The following is an 18646-nucleotide window of genomic DNA, read 5'->3' as shown; positions in this document are numbered from 1 at the left end:
ACAGAGGGCTAATTTCTGAAAAACTCGAAATTAGCCCCTATATTAAATGAATCTAATAGTTAGTTTATTTTATTAAACTTAGCTCTCTCCAGAGAAACGTTCAATTCTAGCACCTAAACAACGAAGTTTCTCTTCTATATGTTCATAACCACGATCGATATGATAAATACGATCTACTATGGTTTCACCTGTTGCGATACAACCTGCAAGAACCAAACTGATTGATGCGCGTAAATCTGTCGCCATCACTTCTGCACCAGATAACTGTTCAACACCATGACATACGGCAGTATTTCCTTCAATTTCAGCTTTTCCGCCCATGCGAATTAATTCAGGAATATGCATAAAGCGATTTTCAAAAATCGTTTCAGTAATAATACTTGTGCCCTCTGCTACCATATTTAATAAGGTGAATTGCGCCTGCATATCAGTAGGGAAACCTGGATGTGGTGCAGTACGAATATTCACTGCTTTAGGGCGATTTCCAAGCATATCTAAAGTGATACTATTCTCAGTAACATCAACTTGAGCGCCAGCTTCACGAAGTTTATCGATCACTGCATCTAAAGTATCAGCCTTAGTATTTTGACAAACAACACGACCGCCCGAAATTGCTGCGGCAATTAAGAATGTACCCGTTTCAATACGATCTGGTACGACACTATGTTCACAACCAGTTAAACGTTCAACACCTTCAATCGTAATGTGATCAGAACCTGCACCAGATATTTTCGCGCCCATCTTATTGAGGAAATCAGCGGTATCTACAATTTCAGGCTCACGAGCCGCGTTTTCAATTACGGTGGTTCCTTTCGCAAGCGTTGCTGCCATCATAATAGATAAAGTTGCACCTACGCTCACTTTTTCCATTACAATGCGAGTTCCCACAAGACGATCTAATACTTGTGCTTTTACATAGCCTTCTTCAAGAACGATGTCCGCGCCTAATTTTTCTAAACCACTAATATGGAGATCAACTGGACGAGCACCGATAGAGCAACCACCAGGCAAAGATACTTGGCCTTGATGAAAACGAGCGACTAAAGGCGCCAATGCCCAAATCGAAGCACGCATGGTTTTAACCAATTCATAAGGTGCGGTGAAATGATCGATATTTGATGCATCTAATAAAACTGCGCCAGTTTCATCACGATCTATCACCACGCCTAATTTACGTAAAATTTTCAACGTGGTCTCAATATCTTTAAGCGCAGGAACGTTCGTGAGTTTAACTGGTTCTGTTGCTAAAATAGCGGCAAAAAGAATTGGAAGTGCGGCATTTTTTGCACCTGAAATATTCACGGTTCCACTTAAACGAGATTGCCCATAAACACGAAATTTTTCCATTTTTGAATCCTTAATTAAGTTGGTTTAATGCACGATCACGTTTCCACTTTTCAGTGGTATAAGTTTTAATTGTTAACGCGTGAATTTCGCCAGTGGTAAAATAAGCCATTAACGGAGCATAAATTGTTTGTTGTTGTTTTACGCGAGACAGTGCAGCAATTTCATCACTCACTACAATCACGCCAAAATGCGCATTTTCACCTTGAGCATAAACCTCTTCTACGTTTAGCGCATCTTTTAAAATTCGTTCAATTTCTTGAAGTTCCATCAAATTTCCGTTTAATTAATATCTGTAAAATTTGCGATCCAATCAGACAAACCAACAAGATCTGCAAGGGTTAATAATTGTTTTGGTGGATAAACTAATCGCACTGTTTTGTTAAGCATTTGACACTCTCTTAAAAAATCACAAAGCGCTGCAAAACCGGCTGAATCAATATGTTGAATACCAGACAAATCCCATTCAACAACTGTTTTATCCAACGCATTAGCAGATAAAAAAACGTCACGTTGCTGCCACATAGGCAACAACGTGTTGCGAGATAGCTCCCCTGACAAAAGGAGCGCTATCTTATCATCATTTTTCTTTAAATCCCAATTTAACATGGCAACAAAATTATTTGCTGAATGTTACAGGTTGAGCGGCTGATTTTTGTACTTGAGCCGTTAATGCATCAATACCCTGTTGACGTAAGATACTACTCCATTCTTGTTGTTTTGTTACAACCATACTCACGCCCTCAGCAACCATGTCATAAGCTAACCATTCACCCGTTTTACCATTCTTACGCCATTTAAAATCTAATTTAATTGGTGCTGCACCATTGGTTTGAATAATATTCACACGAATATTTACTAAGTTTTTATCACCTAATGCTTTTTCTGGCTCAATTTGGATTTGTTGATTTGAATATGCCGTTAATACTTGTGCATAAGCTTGTTCAATAAAATCACCAAAAGCTTTAAAGAATTTTTCACGTTGTTCAGGCGTAGTAGATTTGAAATGAGAACCTAAAACTAAAGAACCTGCATAATTGACTTGAACATAAGGCAGTAAATCATTACGAACGATAGTACGTAAATAATTTGGATTCTTTTTAATCTGGCTTTGATTTGCCTGAATATCAGAAAACAATTTATCTGACGCTTGTTGCATTAATACATAAGGATTTGTTTCAGCCATAGCAGTACCTGCAGCAAAAAGTGCGGTAAATACTAAGGTTAAAATTGCAAACCATTTTTTCACTTGGAAAAATTTCATCATAAATCTCCTAAATAAATGTTAGTTGTTATTGTACTGTAGGCTCAGTCTTTTCACTGTTACCATCAGATTTTTTATCGCCGTAAAGGAATTGGCCGATTAAATCCTCCAACACCATTGCAGATTTTGTATCTTGAATTTGGCTACCTTCTTTAAGCATAGCCGATTCACCATCATCAAATCCCATTGTCAATGCAATATATTGCTCACCCAATAAGCCAGATGTCTTAATTGATAAAGAACTGTTTTCTGGGATTTCATTATATTCTTGGTTAATCGCAATACTAACTTTTGGTAAATAGCTTTTTTCATCAAGCGTAATAGCACTCACTCGCCCAATAACGACCCCACCGACTTTTAATGGTGCACGTACTTTTAGTCCACCAATATTATCAAAAGTTGCCGTCACAGTATAAGATTTCGTCTCACCAAAACCTTGTACGTTGGCTACGCGTAAACCTAAAAAAACTAAGGCGCCAATACCAAGTAATAAAAATAACCCGACCCAAAATTCATATTTAATTGTTTGTCTCATAAAAAATCCTTAACCTGCTCCAAACATAATAGCAGTCAAAATAAAATCTAATCCTAGAACAACAAGAGAGGCATGCACAACTGTTCGTGTTGTAGCTTGGCTGATACCTTCTGATGTTGGCATACAATCATAACCATTGAACAGCGCAATCCAAGTTACGGCTACCGCAAAGAAAACCGCTTTAATAAAACCATTTAAAATATCATAGCTCCAACTCACAGAATTTTGCATCACAGACCAAAAGCTGCCTGAATCAACACCTTTCCAATCCACACCAACTAAGGAACCACCCCAAATACCAATCGTGATAAACAAGATTGACAAAATTGGCATGGAAATAACGCCTGCCCAAAAACGAGGTGCAATCACTCGACGTAAAGGATCAACAGCCATCATTTCAAGACTAGAAAGTTGTTCAGTGGCTTTCATTAAGCCTATTTCAGCCGTCAATGCAGACCCCGCTCGACCAGCAAATAAAAGTGCGGTAACAACAGGGCCTAATTCTCTCAAAAGAGAAAGTGCTACAAGCTGCCCCAGACTTGTTTCAGCAGAAAAATCGACTAACACGACATAACCTTGTAGTCCTAATACCATTCCAATAAATAAACCAGACAACAAAATAATGAGTAACGATTGAACACCTAAAACATGCATTTGCTTCACAAGCAAAGGAAAATGCTTACGAATTTGTGGCTTGCCGATCAATGCGCCAAATAACATAAAACCTGCTCGCCCTAATGCACGGAAAAAGTCGATCACCTGTTTTCCTAAAGCAGAAATAAAATTGACGATCATTCAAACAATTCCTTCACATAATCTTGCGCTGGGTACTTAAAGCGCACTGGACCATCAGATTCACCTTTTAAGAATTGCACCACTCGCGGATCTTGGCTTTGTAAAAGCTGCTCAGATGTCCCTTCTGCGATGACTTTTTGGTCTGCAATAATATAGGCATAATCTGCAATACTCAATACTTCCTCCACATCGTGTGACACTACGATAGAAGTCAAATTTAACGCTTCATTTAATCGTTTAATTAGGCTCAAAATTACGCCCATACTGATCGGATCTTGCCCTGTAAATGGCTCATCAAACATAATTAAATCTGGATCAAGAGCAATAGCGCGTGCTAATGCAGCTCGACGAGCCATACCACCAGAAAGTTCTGAAGGTATCAATGCGGCAGCGCCTCGCAACCCAACCGCCTCTAATTTCATCAACACAATTTGACGAATTAAACTTTCAGGCAAATTCGTATGTTCACGAATTGGAAAGGCGACATTATCAAAAGTAGAAATATCCGTAAAAAGCGCACCGGATTGAAATAACATCCCCATCCGCTTGCGTACTTCGTACAGTTCACTATTAGATAGGCGACAAATATCTTGCCCATCAAACAAAATTTCACCTTGTTCTGGTATTAACTGCCCACCGATCAATTTAAGTAAGGTGGTTTTACCAATCCCCGACGGCCCCATGATCGCAGTGATTTTTCCCTTTTTTACTTGCAAATTCAGGTTATCGTAAATCACGCGTTCACCGCGTTTAAAGGTGAGATCCTTAACTTCAATTAGATTTTGATTCATTAAAATCTCGTTTATAAATAAAAAGTGCGGTCGTTTTGACTAGCGTTTTTGTGAAAGGTTCATCTTACGACGAACAAACGCCATCATGCCGTGTAATACTAAAAACAACAATGATAAAGCATATAAAGGCATATTTCCCAACACAGAATAAGGCGTTTTACCTTCCGCAGGTGCAATTTTATGCGTCAACGTTGTTTCAATAAACTGCGGTGCCTGCGCTAACACCTTACCTTGTGCATCAACAAAGACTGAAATCCCCGTATTCGTTGCACGAATAAGCGGTTTCCCCAATTCTAAAGCGCGCATTCTTGCCATCTGTAAATGTTGCCAAGGTCCAATCGAATCACCAAACCAAGCGTCATTAGAAATTGTGAGCAAATAATCTGTATCTTGTTTCAAATTTTGCCGCACTTGTTCACCAAAAATAATCTCATAGCAAATTGCTGGCGAAAAAGTGCGTTTTTTTGCCATTAAAGATGGCTGAATCGCATCCCCGCTTTGAAATGCAGACATCGGTAAATTAAACACTGAATTAAGTGGTCGCAAAATACTTTCTAGCGGAACATATTCACCGAAAGGCACTAGATGATGCTTACTATAACGATTTGACGTATCTGGCTGATAAGGAAAGTCTGGGTTTCCAGCGGTCATAATGGAATTAAGCAATTTACCAGATTTCATATCTTGGAATACCGTTCCAACCATTATCTCCGTTTTCGTTTCTTTAGCAACTCGATCTAATTCTTCAAAAAATGGCGTAATCGCATTTTCAAGAGTTGGCAATGCGGATTCAGGCAAAATAATTAAATCTGTTTTACCAAGATTTTCTGCGATTAATTTTTGATAAATCTCCAAAGTAGAATAAAAATAAGCTGGATCCCATTTGAGATTTTGTTCAATATTTCCTTGAGCAAGCGTGACTGAAATTGCCTTATCTTTAACAGATTTTACAAAGTGAATTCGGGATGAATAAGCACTCCCCCCTCCCACTATGATCAATAACAAAACGTTCGCCAAGACTAATTTAAGATTTCTCGTTTTAAACAAAGACGAAACGAGATTAAAAATTACCGCACTTGCCCAAACGCTAAAGAACGTCAATCCTGTTACCCCAAAAATCGGGGCGATGCCATAAAATGGGCTGTCAATTTGTGTATAACCAAACTGAAGCCAAGGAAAACCAGTAAAAATCCAACCACGTAAAAACTCTGTAAATGTCCAAATCACGGCAAAAATTACCGCACTTTGAACTTGGAAATGCTGAACCAAATAGGTAAAGAGCATCGGGTATAGTGCAAGATAAGCCGCAAGTAAACCGACAAGGAAATAACTCACACCTAAAGACGCGCCGCCAAATTGGTGAATACTGACATTAAGCCAACTTACCCCAAAGCAGAAAAATCCCATCGACCACAAAAACGTCGCTAAAAGTGCGGTGGATTTTTTAGGATTTTTAGCGACATAAAGTAAACCGAGTAAAGAAACATAGGCTAAAGGCCAATAATCAAATGGCGAAAAAGCAAAAACACCGACTAAACCAGATATAATCGCAATAAGATAAGTAAAATATTTATTCATAAATTCAATATATTTTGCACGCCCTTACGAGCATCTTTTGTATTGGAATTTGAAATCCCATTTCAAGTAAATAAAAAGCACGCGTTAGAAAACGCGCGCCATCATTGAGGATGATAAAATGCTATTCGGCTTTTTCTTCCACATCATCCATTTCTGCCAAATGTTCATCTGGCACTGTGACTCGAAGTTGAATCAATCGGCGACTATCTGCCGAGGTGACTTTAAATTGAAGATTTTCCAACGTAATTTCTTCACCACGTTTTGGTAAATAACCAAAAGTTTGCATAATCAGCCCACCAATGGTATCGACTTCTTCATCATCAAAATCTGTATTAAATTGCGCATTGAAATCATCAATATCTGTGAGCGCACGCACAGCATAGGTATGACGAGAAAGCTGACGAATATCCGCGACTTCTTCTTCATCAAACTCATCTTCAATATCGCCAACAATTTGTTCCAAAATATCTTCAATGGTAACAAGGCCTGATACCGCACCAAATTCGTCCACCACAATAGCCATATGGAAACGCTCAGAGCGGAAATCTTTCAACATACGATCCACTCTTTTGCTTTCTGGCACAATCACGACGGGGCGCAATAATGAAGATAAATCAAACTCTTCGGCATCTTCACGTAAAAATTTCAATAAATCTTTCGCATGTAAAATACCTACGATATTATCGCGATCATCCGCATCGGCAATCACAGGGAAACGAGAATGAGCGGATTCAATAATTGTGTTTAAACAAGTATTTAAATCTTGTTGATCTTCAATAAAAATAATTTGTGAACGAGGAATCATAATATCGCGAACACGAAGCTCCGCGATTTCCATCACGCCTTCAATCATTTCACGAGTATTTTGATCAATTAAATCGTTTTGTTCTGAATCGCGAATTACTTCCACAAGTTCTTCACGATTTTTTAGTTCACCTTGAAAAAAACGACCAAATAAAGATTGGAAAAAAGGTTTTTTCGTATTTTCAGATTGGTTTAAATTTTGCTGTTCATCGTTCATATTATTTTATCTATCTATTTTTCAAAAAATTGATTTTCAAGTTGAAACGTTTCCAAGAATAAGCCTAACGGCGGTCTATCCGAAGATTGCTCCTCATAGTTAGGGTTAAATTTTTTGTAGTTACCTTTACGATTAATATGATATTGAGTGCCATCTGATTGAATAATTACATTCCAATTGAAATTAGACGCTTGAACCCAATCACGCCCGCTCAGGTCAAATAAATTAGACCCTTGTGTATAATCCATTAATCTATTTTCTACATGGAAAATTTGTCTCATCAATGCAGGTAAAATATCGGTATGACTGCTTAATCCATTTTGTTTGCCTACTGGTAAATCTTTCCAATATACAAGCAATGGCACTTGAACTTCATCGCGCCCAAAGTAGTTTTCTCGCTCTTTTTCATTAATTTCATTAAAGGTTAAACCATGCTCTGACGTGATAATGACTAATGTATTTTCAAGCGGTGTAGCTTCTAACGCTTTTGCTAAAAGAGAATCAATATCCTGCAAAGTGCGGTCATAGTCTGATGGTTTTTTAGCCTCCAAGGCTAAATCCAAATAAGCAAACCAAGGTGAGTCAGTTTTTTGTGCTTTAATAAAATCATTGAGATTTTTTACCGCACTTTCATTATTTGGTTTGTTGGTTTTATTCGATGAAAGTTTCATTTCACGAAATAATGCTTGGCGGAATACGCTATCTTTGAAATTCGTAGCAGAAAATAAACCCAATTGATAATTTTCAGCACGTAATTTTTTGATTAAAACAGATTGGGTATGATTGCTTAAAATGCTATCGGTGTAATTTGCATTTAGCCCGTAAAATAACCCAATTAAGCCTGCGTTATTACTGTTGCCTGTGCTGTAATGATTAGTAAATTCCGTTGAACTTGTTGCAAATTCAGCAAGTTTTGGCATCTTTTCATTAGAAATCGCATCATGGCGTAAACCCGAAACCGTTACGATCAGAATATTAGGTTTATGCGTAATTGGTGCATAAGTGAGTTCTTTTTTCGGATAATCAATTTTTAAGGCATCTAAACGGCCTTCTTGCGCCAATTTTTGCGTATATTCTTCTCCATCCAAGAAACCGTGTTTTTCTAAAAAAGAACGAGCTGTCATTGGATAAGATAAAGGGAAATTAGAGCGTTGCATGGTGATCGGGCGATACAAATAAGCATCCGCCCAAGCATAAATTAAATGCGTCGCAATGAACGTTGCGGTTAAGAATATACCAGTGCCTTTTAGCCATTTTTGGCGTTCAAGACTGCGTAATTTTTCCCAACTCCAGCGAGAAAATAACATTTGTGCCAGTAAAATTATTGGCATTGGTGCAAAGAAAATTTGCCAATCGCGTGACATTTCACCATTTTCTGGGTTGACCAGCAAATTCCATACAACAGAGGATAAATGCAGATTAAAACGATTGAAAACGGCGGTATCAAATAATAATAAGGTTGTACAAATCGTGGAAAATATCACGGTTAATCCGCGAAAAGTGCGGTGATTTTTAACAATGAAACTCAGTGGAAAGACAACGAGTAAGTACAACGCAAAAACGTTGAAACTGAAATGCCCGAGCAAACTCACAAAGAAATAAAGTTTTCCTGCGAGAGTATCCGGCCAGTCAATGATAAAGGCATAACGAGTGCCAATAAGAATAGCAACAATAATATTAAAAAAGGCAAACCAATGGCCCCACGAAATTTTTCGTGAAACGTCATCGCGGTATTGTTTGCCGCTGAAGGTGCCTTTTTTAATCCATTTCATATTAACGTGTTTTTACCGCATTAATTAAGGAATTAGAAAACGCTTGAGCTAATGGTTCGCGTTGAGTTTGTGGCACACTGGTGGTTAATAAATTACTTGCCATGTTCCCAAGTGCGATTAAGGAGAGATCTACAGGGGCTTTATGCTTTTCTAGCACTGCGATCATATCGTTTACAATCGCACTTAATTGAGCATCAGAATATTTAGAATGTTGAGCCATAATGTTAAAAATAAAACAAAAAATTTGGCTTATGATACCTGATTATTTGGTAGAACCTAAATAATTTCTTTTTTCTTGCTTAAAAAGTGCGGTTATAATTTGCAGCAAGTTTTTCAAAGGTGACAAAAATGAGTATTACCGTTAATCAAATTGTTTTGCATCAGTTAGTCAAAAATGTGGATGGCGACAGCATAAAAATGGAAAGCGTATTACGCGATGAGTTGTTGTCAATTACGCCAGAAGTAGAACAAATGATGTTGCAACTTCATCAAGGCTATCAAAATAAAGCTAAGGCTTTTGGCGTGTTTCAGGAAAAGTCTATCTTTGCACAACATTTAAATCGTTTATTGGAACAAGAAATTGAGTTTTTAGGTTTTAGTCAATATTCAACAAAATTGCTTGCAGATGAGCTAGGTAAATATAATTTTGCTGAAAGTGGTACTTTGATTTTATGTCAATATAATTTCTTAGCGACAGATTATTTGTTTATTGCATTGCTTGATAGCCGTCGTAGTATGTTAGTCGATGAGTATTTAGATATTCGCCGTACAGAATATCTTGATATTACTCAGTTTGATATTGCGGCAAGAGTGAATTTGACGGATTTGCAGGTGAATGCAAACTCTAATCGTTATTTAACTTTCATAAAAGGCCGTGTCGGTCGCAAAATTAGTGATTTTTTCATGGATTTTTTAGGTGCCGAAGAAGGATTAAATCCACAAGTCCAAAACCAATGTTTATTGCAAGCAGTGAGTGATTATTGTGATCAAGGTGAACTTAACAAAGAGCAAACTCAAGCGGTGAAAAAACAAGTGTTTGAATATTGCAAAGCTCAACTTGCTGGCGGTGATGAAATTGAATTACAGGAACTTTCTGATTCCTTACCCACTCTAAACGAACAGCCTTTTGTTACCTTTGCGGGAGAACAGAATTATGGCTTGGAAGACAGCATTCCGCCAGTACGTTCAACCTTAAAATCCCTAACGAAATTCACGGGTTCAGGAAAGGGGGTGAGTATTAGTTTCGATGCTGATTTATTAAATACTCGAATTCAATGGGAACCGATGACGGATACACTTACTATCAAGGGTTTACCGCCGAATTTAAAAGATCAATTACAAAAGGCTTTAAAATCAGAGAATTAATTTGGAAATATGCTCAAACTTGGGTATTATTTGACAGTACTTTTGCACAAATAAGGTAAAGAAAATGCAAGTTAAAACACTTTTAGGCGCAACCTTTTTAGCATTAAGCGTCGCTTCTTGTTCCACCGTTGAAAAAGTTGTATATCGAATTGATGTACCGCAAGGCAACTATTTAGAAGCGACTACAGTTGCTCAAGTTAAAGAAGGCATGACTGCTCAACAAGTACAATATTTGTTGGGTACACCAGTATTAATCGATCCTTATGATAGTCAGACTTGGTATTATGTGTTCTTACAACAACGTGCTTATGAAACACCTGTTCAACATACTTTCACTGTAAAATTTGATCAACGTGGTATTGTGACAGAAACCAATCTTGATAAACCTTTGCCAGAAGTTTCGCAACAAGGCGAGAACAACACCATTATTCAAACTGGTGAGCAACCAAAATCAAGCTGGTGGCAATTCTGGAAATAATCTTTCTATTTTCACCGCACTACAACAAGAACGATTGATAAAAAGGAATCCCCAATGTCAAAACTCTTGCTCGTTGATGATGACGTTGAATTGACAGAATTGCTTTCATCCCTTTTAACGCTAGAAGGGTTTGATGTTCAAACAGCAAATAATGGATTAGAGGCATTACAAAAACTTGATGAAAGCCATGAGTTGGTTTTACTTGATGTGATGATGCCGAAGTTAAATGGTCTTGATACATTAAAAGAAATTCGTAAAGTCTCTAATGTGCCAGTGATGATGCTCACTGCAAGAGGCGAAGACATTGATCGCGTGCTTGGTTTAGAATTGGGTGCGGATGATTATTTGCCTAAACCATTTAATGATCGTGAACTTATTGCCCGTATAAAAGCTATTTTACGCCGTAGCGTCCTCCTCAAAACAGAAAACGGGGAATCTACAAAAAATTCTGAAAATGAAAATTCAGTAATATCCTTTCACGGGATTGAATTACATCCAATTTCTCAACGAGCTATTTATCAAGGTAAAGATTTAAATTTAACTAGCACCGAATTTTTACTATTTTACCAATTAATTCAATCTCCAAATGGTAGCGCAACCAGAGATGAACTCAGTGAGAAAGTATTGGGCAAGCCTCTTACTCCCTTTGACCGTTCCATTGATATGCATATGTCAAATCTACGTAAAAAACTCCCTCTCCGAGAGAATGATCTACCTTGGTTTAGAACATTACGTGGACGTGGATATCTTTTAGTGCCATAGAATAATGAAACTCACTAAGATTTTTAATATTAACCAATTAGCCATACGTACATTTTCAGTTTTCTGGATAGCATTCTTTGCCATGATGACACTTATTGTTATCATGCCTTATTTTGATCTTCGAATTTATACTCCTTTAAAAGAATCTGAAGTAATCAACTACCAGAAAAGAATTATGGATACAATACGGAATAAACAACTTAGTAATCTACTCGTAGAGGCCCCCGTATTGCCAACAGATAAATACAACCCATATCGTCCTGTTTTAGTCAATTTACAAACCCAAAATATATTAGGTGAATTACCGGAAGAGCGTGATGCGATTTTAGCATTCTCTGTTGTTTCTGATGATTTTTCTCATCCCAAACAAAAAACTTTCAATGATTTACAAATTGTTGGCCCATTCCAAATTTATCTTAGTGATAAACCTGACAAATATGCTTTATTCTTCATTAATCATATAAATCCACAACAAGCAATTTTAAATTATTTATTTGATAACCCAGCTATGCTTGGTTTCTTAATCTTATTAATTACTACACCATTACTCTGGTGGTTCACAAAAACCATTGTCAACCCAATATCTCGTTTACAAGAAGCCGCAAATTCTGTCGCCTTAGGGAACTTTAAAATTGATCGTAACTTATCCCTATCAGGCCCTCTTGAGCTTCGACAAGTTGGAAGAAGTTTTAATAGAATGTCAACGGCGATTGACAATCTTATCTCCAATCAACAATCTTTACTGTCTTCCATTTCACATGAGCTTAAAACACCACTAGCACGTTTACAACTAGCTACAGCGCTTGTTCGCCATGAATGTGGTGAAACAGATAGCGTAAAACGCATTGAAAGAGAAATTGGGCGAATGGATAAAATGATTAGTGAATTGCTCCTACTTTCACGCCAGCAAATGAATAGCCAAATGGAACGGGATATTTTTTATGCTAATACGCTTTGGACTGATATTATCAACGATGCAAAATTTGAGGCAGAGCAACGTGGTATAACGTTTCTCACAAATATTCGTTTACCCAAAAATGAATTACAACTTAACGGCAATTTTAGATTGCTGGAAAGTGCGGTTGAAAATATTGTGACAAATGCACTTAAATACACCAAGGATAAGATCGAACTTCATATTTTTATACAAGAAGAAGAAGAAGAAGAAGAAGAAGAATTTCTCAGGATCCGTATAGATGACAACGGATCTGGAGTCCATCCAGATGAATTTGAAAAAATCTTCAAACCGTTTTATCGAGTTGATGAAACACGAACTAGGACGACTGGTGGCACAGGGCTGGGACTGGCGATTGTATCTAATGTTATTAAAGAGCATCAGGGTAAAGTTTGGGCGGAAAAAAGTCCACTAGGCGGGCTTGCTGTTACTATACGATTGCCATTATGGATCAGTCACTAAAAATCAAAAGTGCGGTAGATTTTTTACCGCACTTCTCGTCTAGGCATTATCCACGGAAAAAGAAATCACTTCATTAATTTTCTCACAACCTAACGCAACCATAATTAGGCGATCGACTCCCAGCGCCACGCCAGAAGAGTTTGGTAAACCTGCTTCTAATGCAGCTAGAAAACGTTCGTCAACGTCTCGAATTGGCAATCCATGTTTCTTCCTTTGCTGATTATCTAATTCAAAACGATGTCTTTGTTCTCGTGCATCTGTCAATTCATGGAAACCATTTGCCAGTTCTAATCCTTTGTAATAAAACTCAAAGCGTTCTGCAACTCGCTGATCTTCTGGGCTAACTTGTGCTAGGGCGGCTTGTGTTGAAGGAAAATGATAAACCGCAACAGGTCGATCTTTTCCTATTTGAGGTTCAACGACTTCACTAAATAAGAACTGTAATAAAGTATCGCGCTCTTCATTATCTTCAGCCATAAAGTTATGTTTACGCGCCGCTTCGATTAATTCTGAACGTTCTGCAGATAAAGGATCTAAACCTACATATTCTTGGAAAACAAATTGGTAGCTTAAACTTTCTGCAGATGGGCAATCTAAAATTTGTTGGAGTAAATCATCTACTTCATTAATTAAACGATGCATATTAAAGTGCGGTCGATACCATTCCAACATAGTAAATTCTGGATTGTGGCGATTACCGGCTTCTTCATTACGGAACACTTTACTAATTTGAAATATCGGTCCACTGCCTGCGGCAAGCAAGCGTTTCATGTGATATTCAGGGCTTGTAGAAAGCCAAAGTGTTTTCGATTGTTCGCCAAAAGGTGCAAAAAATTCTGTGCTAAATGTGGAAAGGTGCAAATCAGTAACGCCAAATTCACTCAGAACTGGCGTCTCAACTTCAAGCAATCCTCGCTCTGTAAAAAATTGACGAATTTCAGCAATAATTTTTGCACGTTTAAGAAGATTTTTTATATCGGCAGAAGGTTGCCAATGAGTAAGTGCGGTCATTTTTATTCCCATTTTTAAATTTGCATCATTGTAAACGAGAGCCCTTCTCAACTCAATCTAAGCTTTTTTGAGGTAGATCACAAAATCGTTCTTTTCCCCTTTCCCTACATAAAAAACGTTATTAATTTGTAACAAAAAATGGCAGAATGGACTCACTAGATTACCCTTTTAGGGTGATTTCTATTTTTTACTTTCTACATTTATTGGAGGATATCGTGCAAACAGTTAATGTCGATATTGCGATTGTTGGCGCTGGTGGCGGCGGTTTACGTGCAGCGATTGCAGCAGCAGAAGCAAATCCTAACTTAAAAATTGCATTAGTTTCAAAAGTGTACCCAATGCGTAGCCATACCGTGGCAGCAGAAGGTGGCGCAGCGGCAGTTATCAAAGAGGAAGATTCTTACGATAAACACTTCCAAGATACCGTTGCAGGTGGTGACTGGCTTTGCGAACAGGATGTTGTCGAATATTTCGTACAACATTCACCAGTAGAAATGACTCAATTAGAACGTTGGGGATGTCCTTGGAGCCGTAAAGCTGATGGCGATGTAAACGTACGTCGTTTCGGTGGAATGAAAATTGAGCGTACTTGGTTCGCCGCTGATAAAACAGGTTTTCACTTATTACACACGCTTTTCCAAACTTCTATTCAATATCCACAAATCCAACGTTTTGATGAACACTTCGTATTAGATATTCTTGTTGATGATGGCCATGCTCGTGGTATGGTTGCAATGAACATGATGGAAGGTTCCCTTGTTCAAATTAATGCAAATGCGGTTGTGATTGCAACGGGTGGTGGCTGTCGTGCATTTAAATTCAATACCAACGGCGGTATTGTAACAGGTGACGGCTTATCTATGGCGTATCGTCATGGCGTACCACTTCGTGATATGGAGTTTGTTCAATATCACCCAACAGGTTTACCGAATACTGGTATTTTAATGACAGAAGGTTGTCGTGGTGAAGGCGGTATCTTAGTGAATAAAGATGGTTATCGCTATCTTCAAGATTACGGTCTAGGACCAGAAACACCAATTGGCAAACCACAAAATAAATATATGGAACTTGGTCCTCGCGATAAAGTTTCTCAAGCATTCTGGCAAGAATGGAAAAAAGGTAATACCTTAAAAACTGCGAAAGGCGTAGATGTTGTGCATTTAGATTTACGTCATCTTGGTGAAAAATATTTACATGAACGTCTGCCATTCATTTGTGAATTAGCAAGTGCTTATGAAGGTGTAAATCCAGTGAATGAGCCAATCCCTGTTCGTCCAGTTGTTCACTATACGATGGGCGGTATTGAAGTTGATTTCAATAGCGAAACTCGTATCAAAGGTTTATTTGCTGTAGGTGAGTGTGCATCTTCAGGTTTACATGGTGCAAACCGTTTAGGATCTAACTCTTTAGCTGAACTTGTTGTGTTAGGTCGTGTTGCTGGCGAATATGCGGCACAACGTGCTGTAGAGGCTCAATCTGTAAATCAAAGTGCGGTTGATGCTCAAGCAAAAGATGTTGTTGCTCGTTTAGAAGCACTTCATAAACAAGAAGGTAATGAATCTTGGTCTGAAATCCGTGACGAAATGGGTTCTGTAATGGAAGAAGGCTGTGGTATTTACCGTGACCAAGCAAGCATGCAAAAATCAGTAGATAAAATTGCAGAATTAAAAGAACGTTACAAACGTATTCGTGTAGCAGATAACTCAAGCGTGTTCAATACAGATGTACTTTATACAGTTGAGTTAGGCTACATCCTAGATGTTGCACAATCTATTGCAAATTCAGCGATTGAACGTAAAGAATCTCGTGGGGCTCACCAACGCTTAGATTACACTGAACGTGATGATGTAAATTATTTAAAACACACACTTGCTTTCTACAATGAGAATAGTGCACCGCGCATCGAATACAGCCCGGTGAAAATTACTAAATCTCAACCTGCAAAACGTGTTTACGGTGCGGAAGCAGAAGCTCAAGAAGCCGCTGCGAAAGCTAAGGAGCAAGCAAATGGCTAATTCACCAGTAATGAATGTTGAAGTATTACGCTACAATCCTGAAATCGATCAAGAGCCACATCTAAGTACGTATCAAGTACCTTATGATAACCAAACCTCCTTGCTTGATGCGTTAGGTTATATTAAGGATAAACTTGAACCCTCTCTTTCTTATCGTTGGTCTTGCCGCATGGCGATCTGCGGTTCCTGTGGGATGATGGTGAATAACAAACCGAAATTGGCTTGTAAAACGTTCTTACGTGATTACAGCGGCCATATGCGTATTGAGCCGTTAGCAAACTTCCCAATTGAACGCGACTTGGTGGTTGATTTAAGCCACTTTATCGAAAGTTTAGAGGCAATTAAACCTTATATTATTGGTAACGAAGCACCTGCATTAGATGGTAAACCACATCCATCAAAAGAATTGCAAGTAAGCCGTACTAAACAAACGCCAGCACAGCTTGAGAAATATCGTCAATTCTCAATGTGTATCAACTGTGGTTTATGCTATGCCGCTTGCCCTCAATTTGGTTTAAATCCTGAATTCTTAGGCCCTGCAGCTATTACTATGGCTCATCGTTATAATCTTGATAACCGTGACCATGGTAAAGCAAAACGTATGTCATTATTAAATGGTAAAAATGGGGTTTGGAGTTGTACTTTCGTTGGCTATTGCTCAGAAGTTTGTCCAAAACATGTGGATCCTGCTTCTGCAATTAACCAAGGAAAAGTGGAAAGCGCCAAAGATTATGTTATCTCTATGCTAAAACCAAAAAGCTAAGGGGGAAGGAATGTCAGTAACAGTTAGTAAACGTAAAAAATATATTCGTCCAATGACAGCGACTTGGTGGCAAAAATTGGACTTCTACAAAGCTTATATGCTACGTGAAGCGACTTCAATCTTTGCTGTATGGTTTTGTATCGTGTTGCTTTATGGTGTTCTTTGCCTCGCAAGCAATCCAATGCCAGGCTTAGGCATCTTGAGTTTTATTGAGTTTTTAAGAAACCCAATTGTGGTGTTCTTAAATATTATTACGCTTATCGCAACGCTTTACCATACGGTAACATATTTCTTAATGACACCAAAAGTAATGAATATCATTGTGAAAAATGAACGCTTACCACACACTGTTGTAAGAAATGCACTTTGGACGGTAACCGCATTAGTTAGCGTGATTGCTTTAGTTTTAGTTTATATTTAAGGGAGAGAAAAAATGGTTGATCAAAATCCAAAACGCTCCGGCGAACCGCCAGTATGGTTAATGTTCGGTGCAGGCGGCACAGTGAGTGCAATTTTCTTCCCTGTCGTTATTTTAATCATCGGTTTGTTATTACCATTTGGTTTAGTTGATGCACATAATTTAATTACTTTTGCTTATTCTTGGATTGGTAAATTAGTTATTTTAGTGCTTACTATTTTCCCAATGTGGTGTGGTTTACACCGTATTCACCACGGTATGCATGATCTTAAAGTGCATGTGCCAGCTGGTGGATTTATCTTTTATGGTTTAGCCACAATTTATACCGTTTGGGTGTTATTTGCGGTAACGAGTCTATAAGAGCTAGATTCATTATAAAAAAGCGAGCTTAAGCTCGCTTTTTGCTATAAAATTATCGTCCTTTCTAACCCTTACAATCAAAAAAAAACAGCTATAAAAATATAGCTGTCTAAATTCACAAATTTCTATTACCAATTATGATAATGATAATAACCGACACCAACAGCGGGGACCACAGGAAGAGTAGGGCTAATAATTCTTACTTTCGCTTTCTCATCACTCGCATTCATTTTTAGTGGTGTTTCTTCTTGTTTAGAGACCCGAGCTTTTTGTGAGGCCACAACAGTATTTCCACTCTGCACTCGGGCGTTATATTCCTGAACTGTTTTCATATCATAAATGCCATTATCTGGCTTATTATCAGAAGAACATGCGACTAATAAACATGTTATACCTAATACTAAAATATTTTTTTTCATATCCACCTCTATTTACAAATTACTTCTGTTAACACCGCTTTCCCTTCTGATACATTATTAACAGCCTTTTCCTTCAATTTCTTATTTTCTATAATTTGAATGCGATCAGATACTTTTTTATCAGAAATAGAATAAACGGGTACATAACTTAAATTTTGCGTATTCTTCCCACCATAAATTGTAGCGCCAGTTACGCTGCCATAATATTCTGTTTTATCATTGGGTGAAAGATAATTGTGGGTTGAATTTGTATAGTTTACACCTCTAGCCTTAAACCCTTTACAAATCCCAGCTGGAGATTCATAAATAGTTTGAGATGAACTCATCTCATCCATTTTATAAACTTTTAATTCAATACTCTGCCCCAAAAGCTGTACATCATTATCTGAAATTTCAGACGAAAAGCTTTTTTGATCTGTCGAATCAACATAAGTAATATTACTTGCAATAGAAACCCGAGCAATAACAAGGCTGCTAACCATAAGAAAAAATAACGGAACCGAAATATAAGATTGATGCTTCATGTTTATTTTTTCCT

The 18646-nt window shown here is 37.8% G+C and carries 22 protein-coding genes; 8 read left to right on the top strand and 14 right to left on the bottom strand.

Going from position 1 to position 18646, the window contains the following annotated elements; all coding sequences use genetic code 11:
• Window positions 1–78 precede the first annotated feature (78 nt).
• From murA to C3V42_RS06800, 11 genes are all read right to left on the bottom strand, one after another.
• A complete protein-coding gene (murA, locus tag C3V42_RS06850; RefSeq protein WP_048953863.1) occupies window positions 79–1347 on the bottom strand; it encodes a UDP-N-acetylglucosamine 1-carboxyvinyltransferase in 1269 nt (422 codons plus the stop codon).
• Window positions 1348–1357: 10 nt separating this feature from the next.
• Window positions 1358–1615: a BolA family protein gene (locus C3V42_RS06845; RefSeq protein WP_005631356.1), complete on the bottom strand. Its 258-nt coding sequence runs from the start codon at window positions 1613–1615 to the stop codon at window positions 1358–1360.
• Window positions 1616–1626: 11 nt separating this feature from the next.
• The gene (locus C3V42_RS06840; protein WP_048953865.1) at window positions 1627–1953 is read right to left on the bottom strand and encodes a lipid asymmetry maintenance protein MlaB; all 327 of its coding nucleotides are present in this window, start codon (window positions 1951–1953) and stop codon (window positions 1627–1629) included.
• A 10-nt stretch (window positions 1954–1963) separates the two neighbouring features.
• Window positions 1964–2608 (bottom strand): phospholipid-binding protein MlaC, encoded by a 645-nt coding sequence (gene mlaC, locus C3V42_RS06835; RefSeq protein ID WP_193388688.1) that lies wholly within the window; start codon window positions 2606–2608, stop codon window positions 1964–1966.
• Window positions 2609–2636: 28 nt separating this feature from the next.
• Window positions 2637–3143, bottom strand: a complete 507-nt coding sequence (gene mlaD, locus C3V42_RS06830; RefSeq protein ID WP_046939092.1) for an outer membrane lipid asymmetry maintenance protein MlaD — start codon at window positions 3141–3143, stop codon at window positions 2637–2639.
• Between the two features lie 9 nt (window positions 3144–3152).
• Complete coding sequence (mlaE, locus tag C3V42_RS06825) at window positions 3153–3938, bottom strand: lipid asymmetry maintenance ABC transporter permease subunit MlaE (protein ID WP_048953869.1); 786 nt, start codon at window positions 3936–3938, stop codon at window positions 3153–3155.
• On the bottom strand, window positions 3935–4729 hold the full coding sequence (gene mlaF / locus C3V42_RS06820) for a phospholipid ABC transporter ATP-binding protein MlaF (RefSeq protein ID WP_048953872.1): 795 nt from the start codon (window positions 4727–4729) through the stop codon (window positions 3935–3937). Before mlaF ends, mlaE begins: the two co-directional genes overlap by 4 nt.
• A 39-nt stretch (window positions 4730–4768) precedes the next feature.
• A complete protein-coding gene (lnt, locus tag C3V42_RS06815; RefSeq protein WP_106014075.1) occupies window positions 4769–6307 on the bottom strand; it encodes an apolipoprotein N-acyltransferase in 1539 nt (512 codons plus the stop codon).
• Between the two features lie 121 nt (window positions 6308–6428).
• Entirely contained in the window at window positions 6429–7328 is a 900-nt protein-coding gene (gene corC / locus C3V42_RS06810) for a CNNM family magnesium/cobalt transport protein CorC (RefSeq protein WP_106014074.1), read from the bottom strand.
• A 14-nt stretch (window positions 7329–7342) separates the two neighbouring features.
• Entirely contained in the window at window positions 7343–9100 is a 1758-nt protein-coding gene (locus C3V42_RS06805) for a DUF3413 domain-containing protein (protein WP_106014073.1), read from the bottom strand.
• Between the two features lies 1 nt (window position 9101).
• Window positions 9102–9320, bottom strand: a complete 219-nt coding sequence (locus C3V42_RS06800; RefSeq protein ID WP_106014072.1) for a YejL family protein — start codon at window positions 9318–9320, stop codon at window positions 9102–9104.
• 128 nt (window positions 9321–9448) lie between these two features.
• Here C3V42_RS06800 and yejK point away from each other — a divergent pair, with 128 nt between their 5' ends.
• The 4 genes from yejK (at window position 9449) to cpxA (ending at window position 13122) form a co-directional block, all read left to right on the top strand.
• Window positions 9449–10465: a nucleoid-associated protein YejK gene (gene yejK, locus C3V42_RS06795; RefSeq protein WP_106014071.1), complete on the top strand. Its 1017-nt coding sequence runs from the start codon at window positions 9449–9451 to the stop codon at window positions 10463–10465.
• 64 nt (window positions 10466–10529) lie between these two features.
• Window positions 10530–10943 carry an outer membrane protein assembly factor BamE gene (bamE, locus tag C3V42_RS06790; protein WP_106014070.1) on the top strand — a complete coding sequence of 138 codons (414 nt, stop codon included), beginning with the start codon at window positions 10530–10532 and terminating at the stop codon, window positions 10941–10943.
• Window positions 10944–10997: 54 nt separating this feature from the next.
• A complete protein-coding gene (locus C3V42_RS06785) occupies window positions 10998–11705 on the top strand; it encodes a response regulator (RefSeq protein WP_106014069.1) in 708 nt (235 codons plus the stop codon).
• Window positions 11706–11709: 4 nt separating this feature from the next.
• Complete coding sequence (gene cpxA, locus C3V42_RS06780) at window positions 11710–13122, top strand: envelope stress sensor histidine kinase CpxA (RefSeq protein ID WP_106014068.1); 1413 nt, start codon at window positions 11710–11712, stop codon at window positions 13120–13122.
• A gap of 39 nt (window positions 13123–13161) precedes the next feature.
• On the opposite strand, the gene epmA is transcribed toward cpxA, so the two are convergent.
• Window positions 13162–14133 (bottom strand): elongation factor P--(R)-beta-lysine ligase, encoded by a 972-nt coding sequence (gene epmA, locus C3V42_RS06775; RefSeq protein ID WP_106014067.1) that lies wholly within the window; start codon window positions 14131–14133, stop codon window positions 13162–13164.
• Between the two features lie 215 nt (window positions 14134–14348).
• On the opposite strand from epmA, the gene frdA reads away from it, so the two are divergent.
• Genes frdA through frdD form a run of 4 tightly spaced genes read left to right on the top strand, consistent with a single transcriptional unit; the run spans window position 14349 to window position 17689 of the window.
• Window positions 14349–16148 carry a fumarate reductase (quinol) flavoprotein subunit gene (gene frdA / locus C3V42_RS06770; RefSeq protein ID WP_106014066.1) on the top strand — a complete coding sequence of 600 codons (1800 nt, stop codon included), beginning with the start codon at window positions 14349–14351 and terminating at the stop codon, window positions 16146–16148.
• Window positions 16141–16911, top strand: a complete 771-nt coding sequence (locus C3V42_RS06765; protein ID WP_005645965.1) for a succinate dehydrogenase/fumarate reductase iron-sulfur subunit — start codon at window positions 16141–16143, stop codon at window positions 16909–16911. The genes frdA and C3V42_RS06765 overlap by 8 nt, the downstream gene beginning before the upstream one ends.
• A gap of 10 nt (window positions 16912–16921) precedes the next feature.
• Window positions 16922–17332, top strand: a complete 411-nt coding sequence (gene frdC / locus C3V42_RS06760; protein WP_106014065.1) for a fumarate reductase subunit FrdC — start codon at window positions 16922–16924, stop codon at window positions 17330–17332.
• Window positions 17333–17344: 12 nt separating this feature from the next.
• Window positions 17345–17689: a fumarate reductase subunit FrdD gene (frdD, locus tag C3V42_RS06755; protein WP_106014064.1), complete on the top strand. Its 345-nt coding sequence runs from the start codon at window positions 17345–17347 to the stop codon at window positions 17687–17689.
• A gap of 128 nt (window positions 17690–17817) precedes the next feature.
• On the opposite strand, the gene C3V42_RS06750 is transcribed toward frdD, so the two are convergent.
• Both C3V42_RS06750 and C3V42_RS06745 read right to left on the bottom strand, forming a co-directional pair.
• Window positions 17818–18108 (bottom strand): hypothetical protein, encoded by a 291-nt coding sequence (locus C3V42_RS06750; RefSeq protein ID WP_106014063.1) that lies wholly within the window; start codon window positions 18106–18108, stop codon window positions 17818–17820.
• Between the two features lie 8 nt (window positions 18109–18116).
• Complete coding sequence (locus C3V42_RS06745) at window positions 18117–18632, bottom strand: hypothetical protein (RefSeq protein ID WP_106014062.1); 516 nt, start codon at window positions 18630–18632, stop codon at window positions 18117–18119.
• Between the last annotated feature and the right edge of the window lie 14 nt (window positions 18633–18646).

It is taken from the genome of Haemophilus sp. oral taxon 036 (genome assembly GCF_002998595.1).
GTDB classification, from domain to species: domain Bacteria; phylum Pseudomonadota; class Gammaproteobacteria; order Enterobacterales; family Pasteurellaceae; genus Haemophilus; species Haemophilus haemolyticus_K.
Note: the sequence above shows the minus strand (reverse complement) of the source record. Positions and strands in the feature narration are given on the sequence as shown.

Coding starts and splice junctions, on each gene's coding strand:
- murA (WP_048953863.1), bottom strand. CDS start 1,347: ATGGAAAAATTTCGTGTTTATGGGCAATCTCGTTTAAGTGGAACCGTG.
- C3V42_RS06845 (WP_005631356.1), bottom strand. CDS start 1,615: ATGGAACTTCAAGAAATTGAACGAATTTTAAAAGATGCGCTAAACGTA.
- C3V42_RS06840 (WP_048953865.1), bottom strand. CDS start 1,953: ATGTTAAATTGGGATTTAAAGAAAAATGATGATAAGATAGCGCTCCTT.
- mlaC (WP_193388688.1), bottom strand. CDS start 2,608: ATGAAATTTTTCCAAGTGAAAAAATGGTTTGCAATTTTAACCTTAGTA.
- mlaD (WP_046939092.1), bottom strand. CDS start 3,143: ATGAGACAAACAATTAAATATGAATTTTGGGTCGGGTTATTTTTATTA.
- mlaE (WP_048953869.1), bottom strand. CDS start 3,938: ATGATCGTCAATTTTATTTCTGCTTTAGGAAAACAGGTGATCGACTTT.
- mlaF (WP_048953872.1), bottom strand. CDS start 4,729: ATGAATCAAAATCTAATTGAAGTTAAGGATCTCACCTTTAAACGCGGT.
- lnt (WP_106014075.1), bottom strand. CDS start 6,307: ATGAATAAATATTTTACTTATCTTATTGCGATTATATCTGGTTTAGTC.
- corC (WP_106014074.1), bottom strand. CDS start 7,328: ATGAACGATGAACAGCAAAATTTAAACCAATCTGAAAATACGAAAAAA.
- C3V42_RS06805 (WP_106014073.1), bottom strand. CDS start 9,100: ATGAAATGGATTAAAAAAGGCACCTTCAGCGGCAAACAATACCGCGAT.
- C3V42_RS06800 (WP_106014072.1), bottom strand. CDS start 9,320: ATGGCTCAACATTCTAAATATTCTGATGCTCAATTAAGTGCGATTGTA.
- yejK (WP_106014071.1), top strand. CDS start 9,449: ATGAGTATTACCGTTAATCAAATTGTTTTGCATCAGTTAGTCAAAAAT.
- bamE (WP_106014070.1), top strand. CDS start 10,530: ATGCAAGTTAAAACACTTTTAGGCGCAACCTTTTTAGCATTAAGCGTC.
- C3V42_RS06785 (WP_106014069.1), top strand. CDS start 10,998: ATGTCAAAACTCTTGCTCGTTGATGATGACGTTGAATTGACAGAATTG.
- cpxA (WP_106014068.1), top strand. CDS start 11,710: ATGAAACTCACTAAGATTTTTAATATTAACCAATTAGCCATACGTACA.
- epmA (WP_106014067.1), bottom strand. CDS start 14,133: ATGACCGCACTTACTCATTGGCAACCTTCTGCCGATATAAAAAATCTT.
- C3V42_RS06765 (WP_005645965.1), top strand. CDS start 16,141: ATGGCTAATTCACCAGTAATGAATGTTGAAGTATTACGCTACAATCCT.
- frdC (WP_106014065.1), top strand. CDS start 16,922: ATGTCAGTAACAGTTAGTAAACGTAAAAAATATATTCGTCCAATGACA.
- frdD (WP_106014064.1), top strand. CDS start 17,345: ATGGTTGATCAAAATCCAAAACGCTCCGGCGAACCGCCAGTATGGTTA.
- C3V42_RS06750 (WP_106014063.1), bottom strand. CDS start 18,108: ATGAAAAAAAATATTTTAGTATTAGGTATAACATGTTTATTAGTCGCA.
- C3V42_RS06745 (WP_106014062.1), bottom strand. CDS start 18,632: ATGAAGCATCAATCTTATATTTCGGTTCCGTTATTTTTTCTTATGGTT.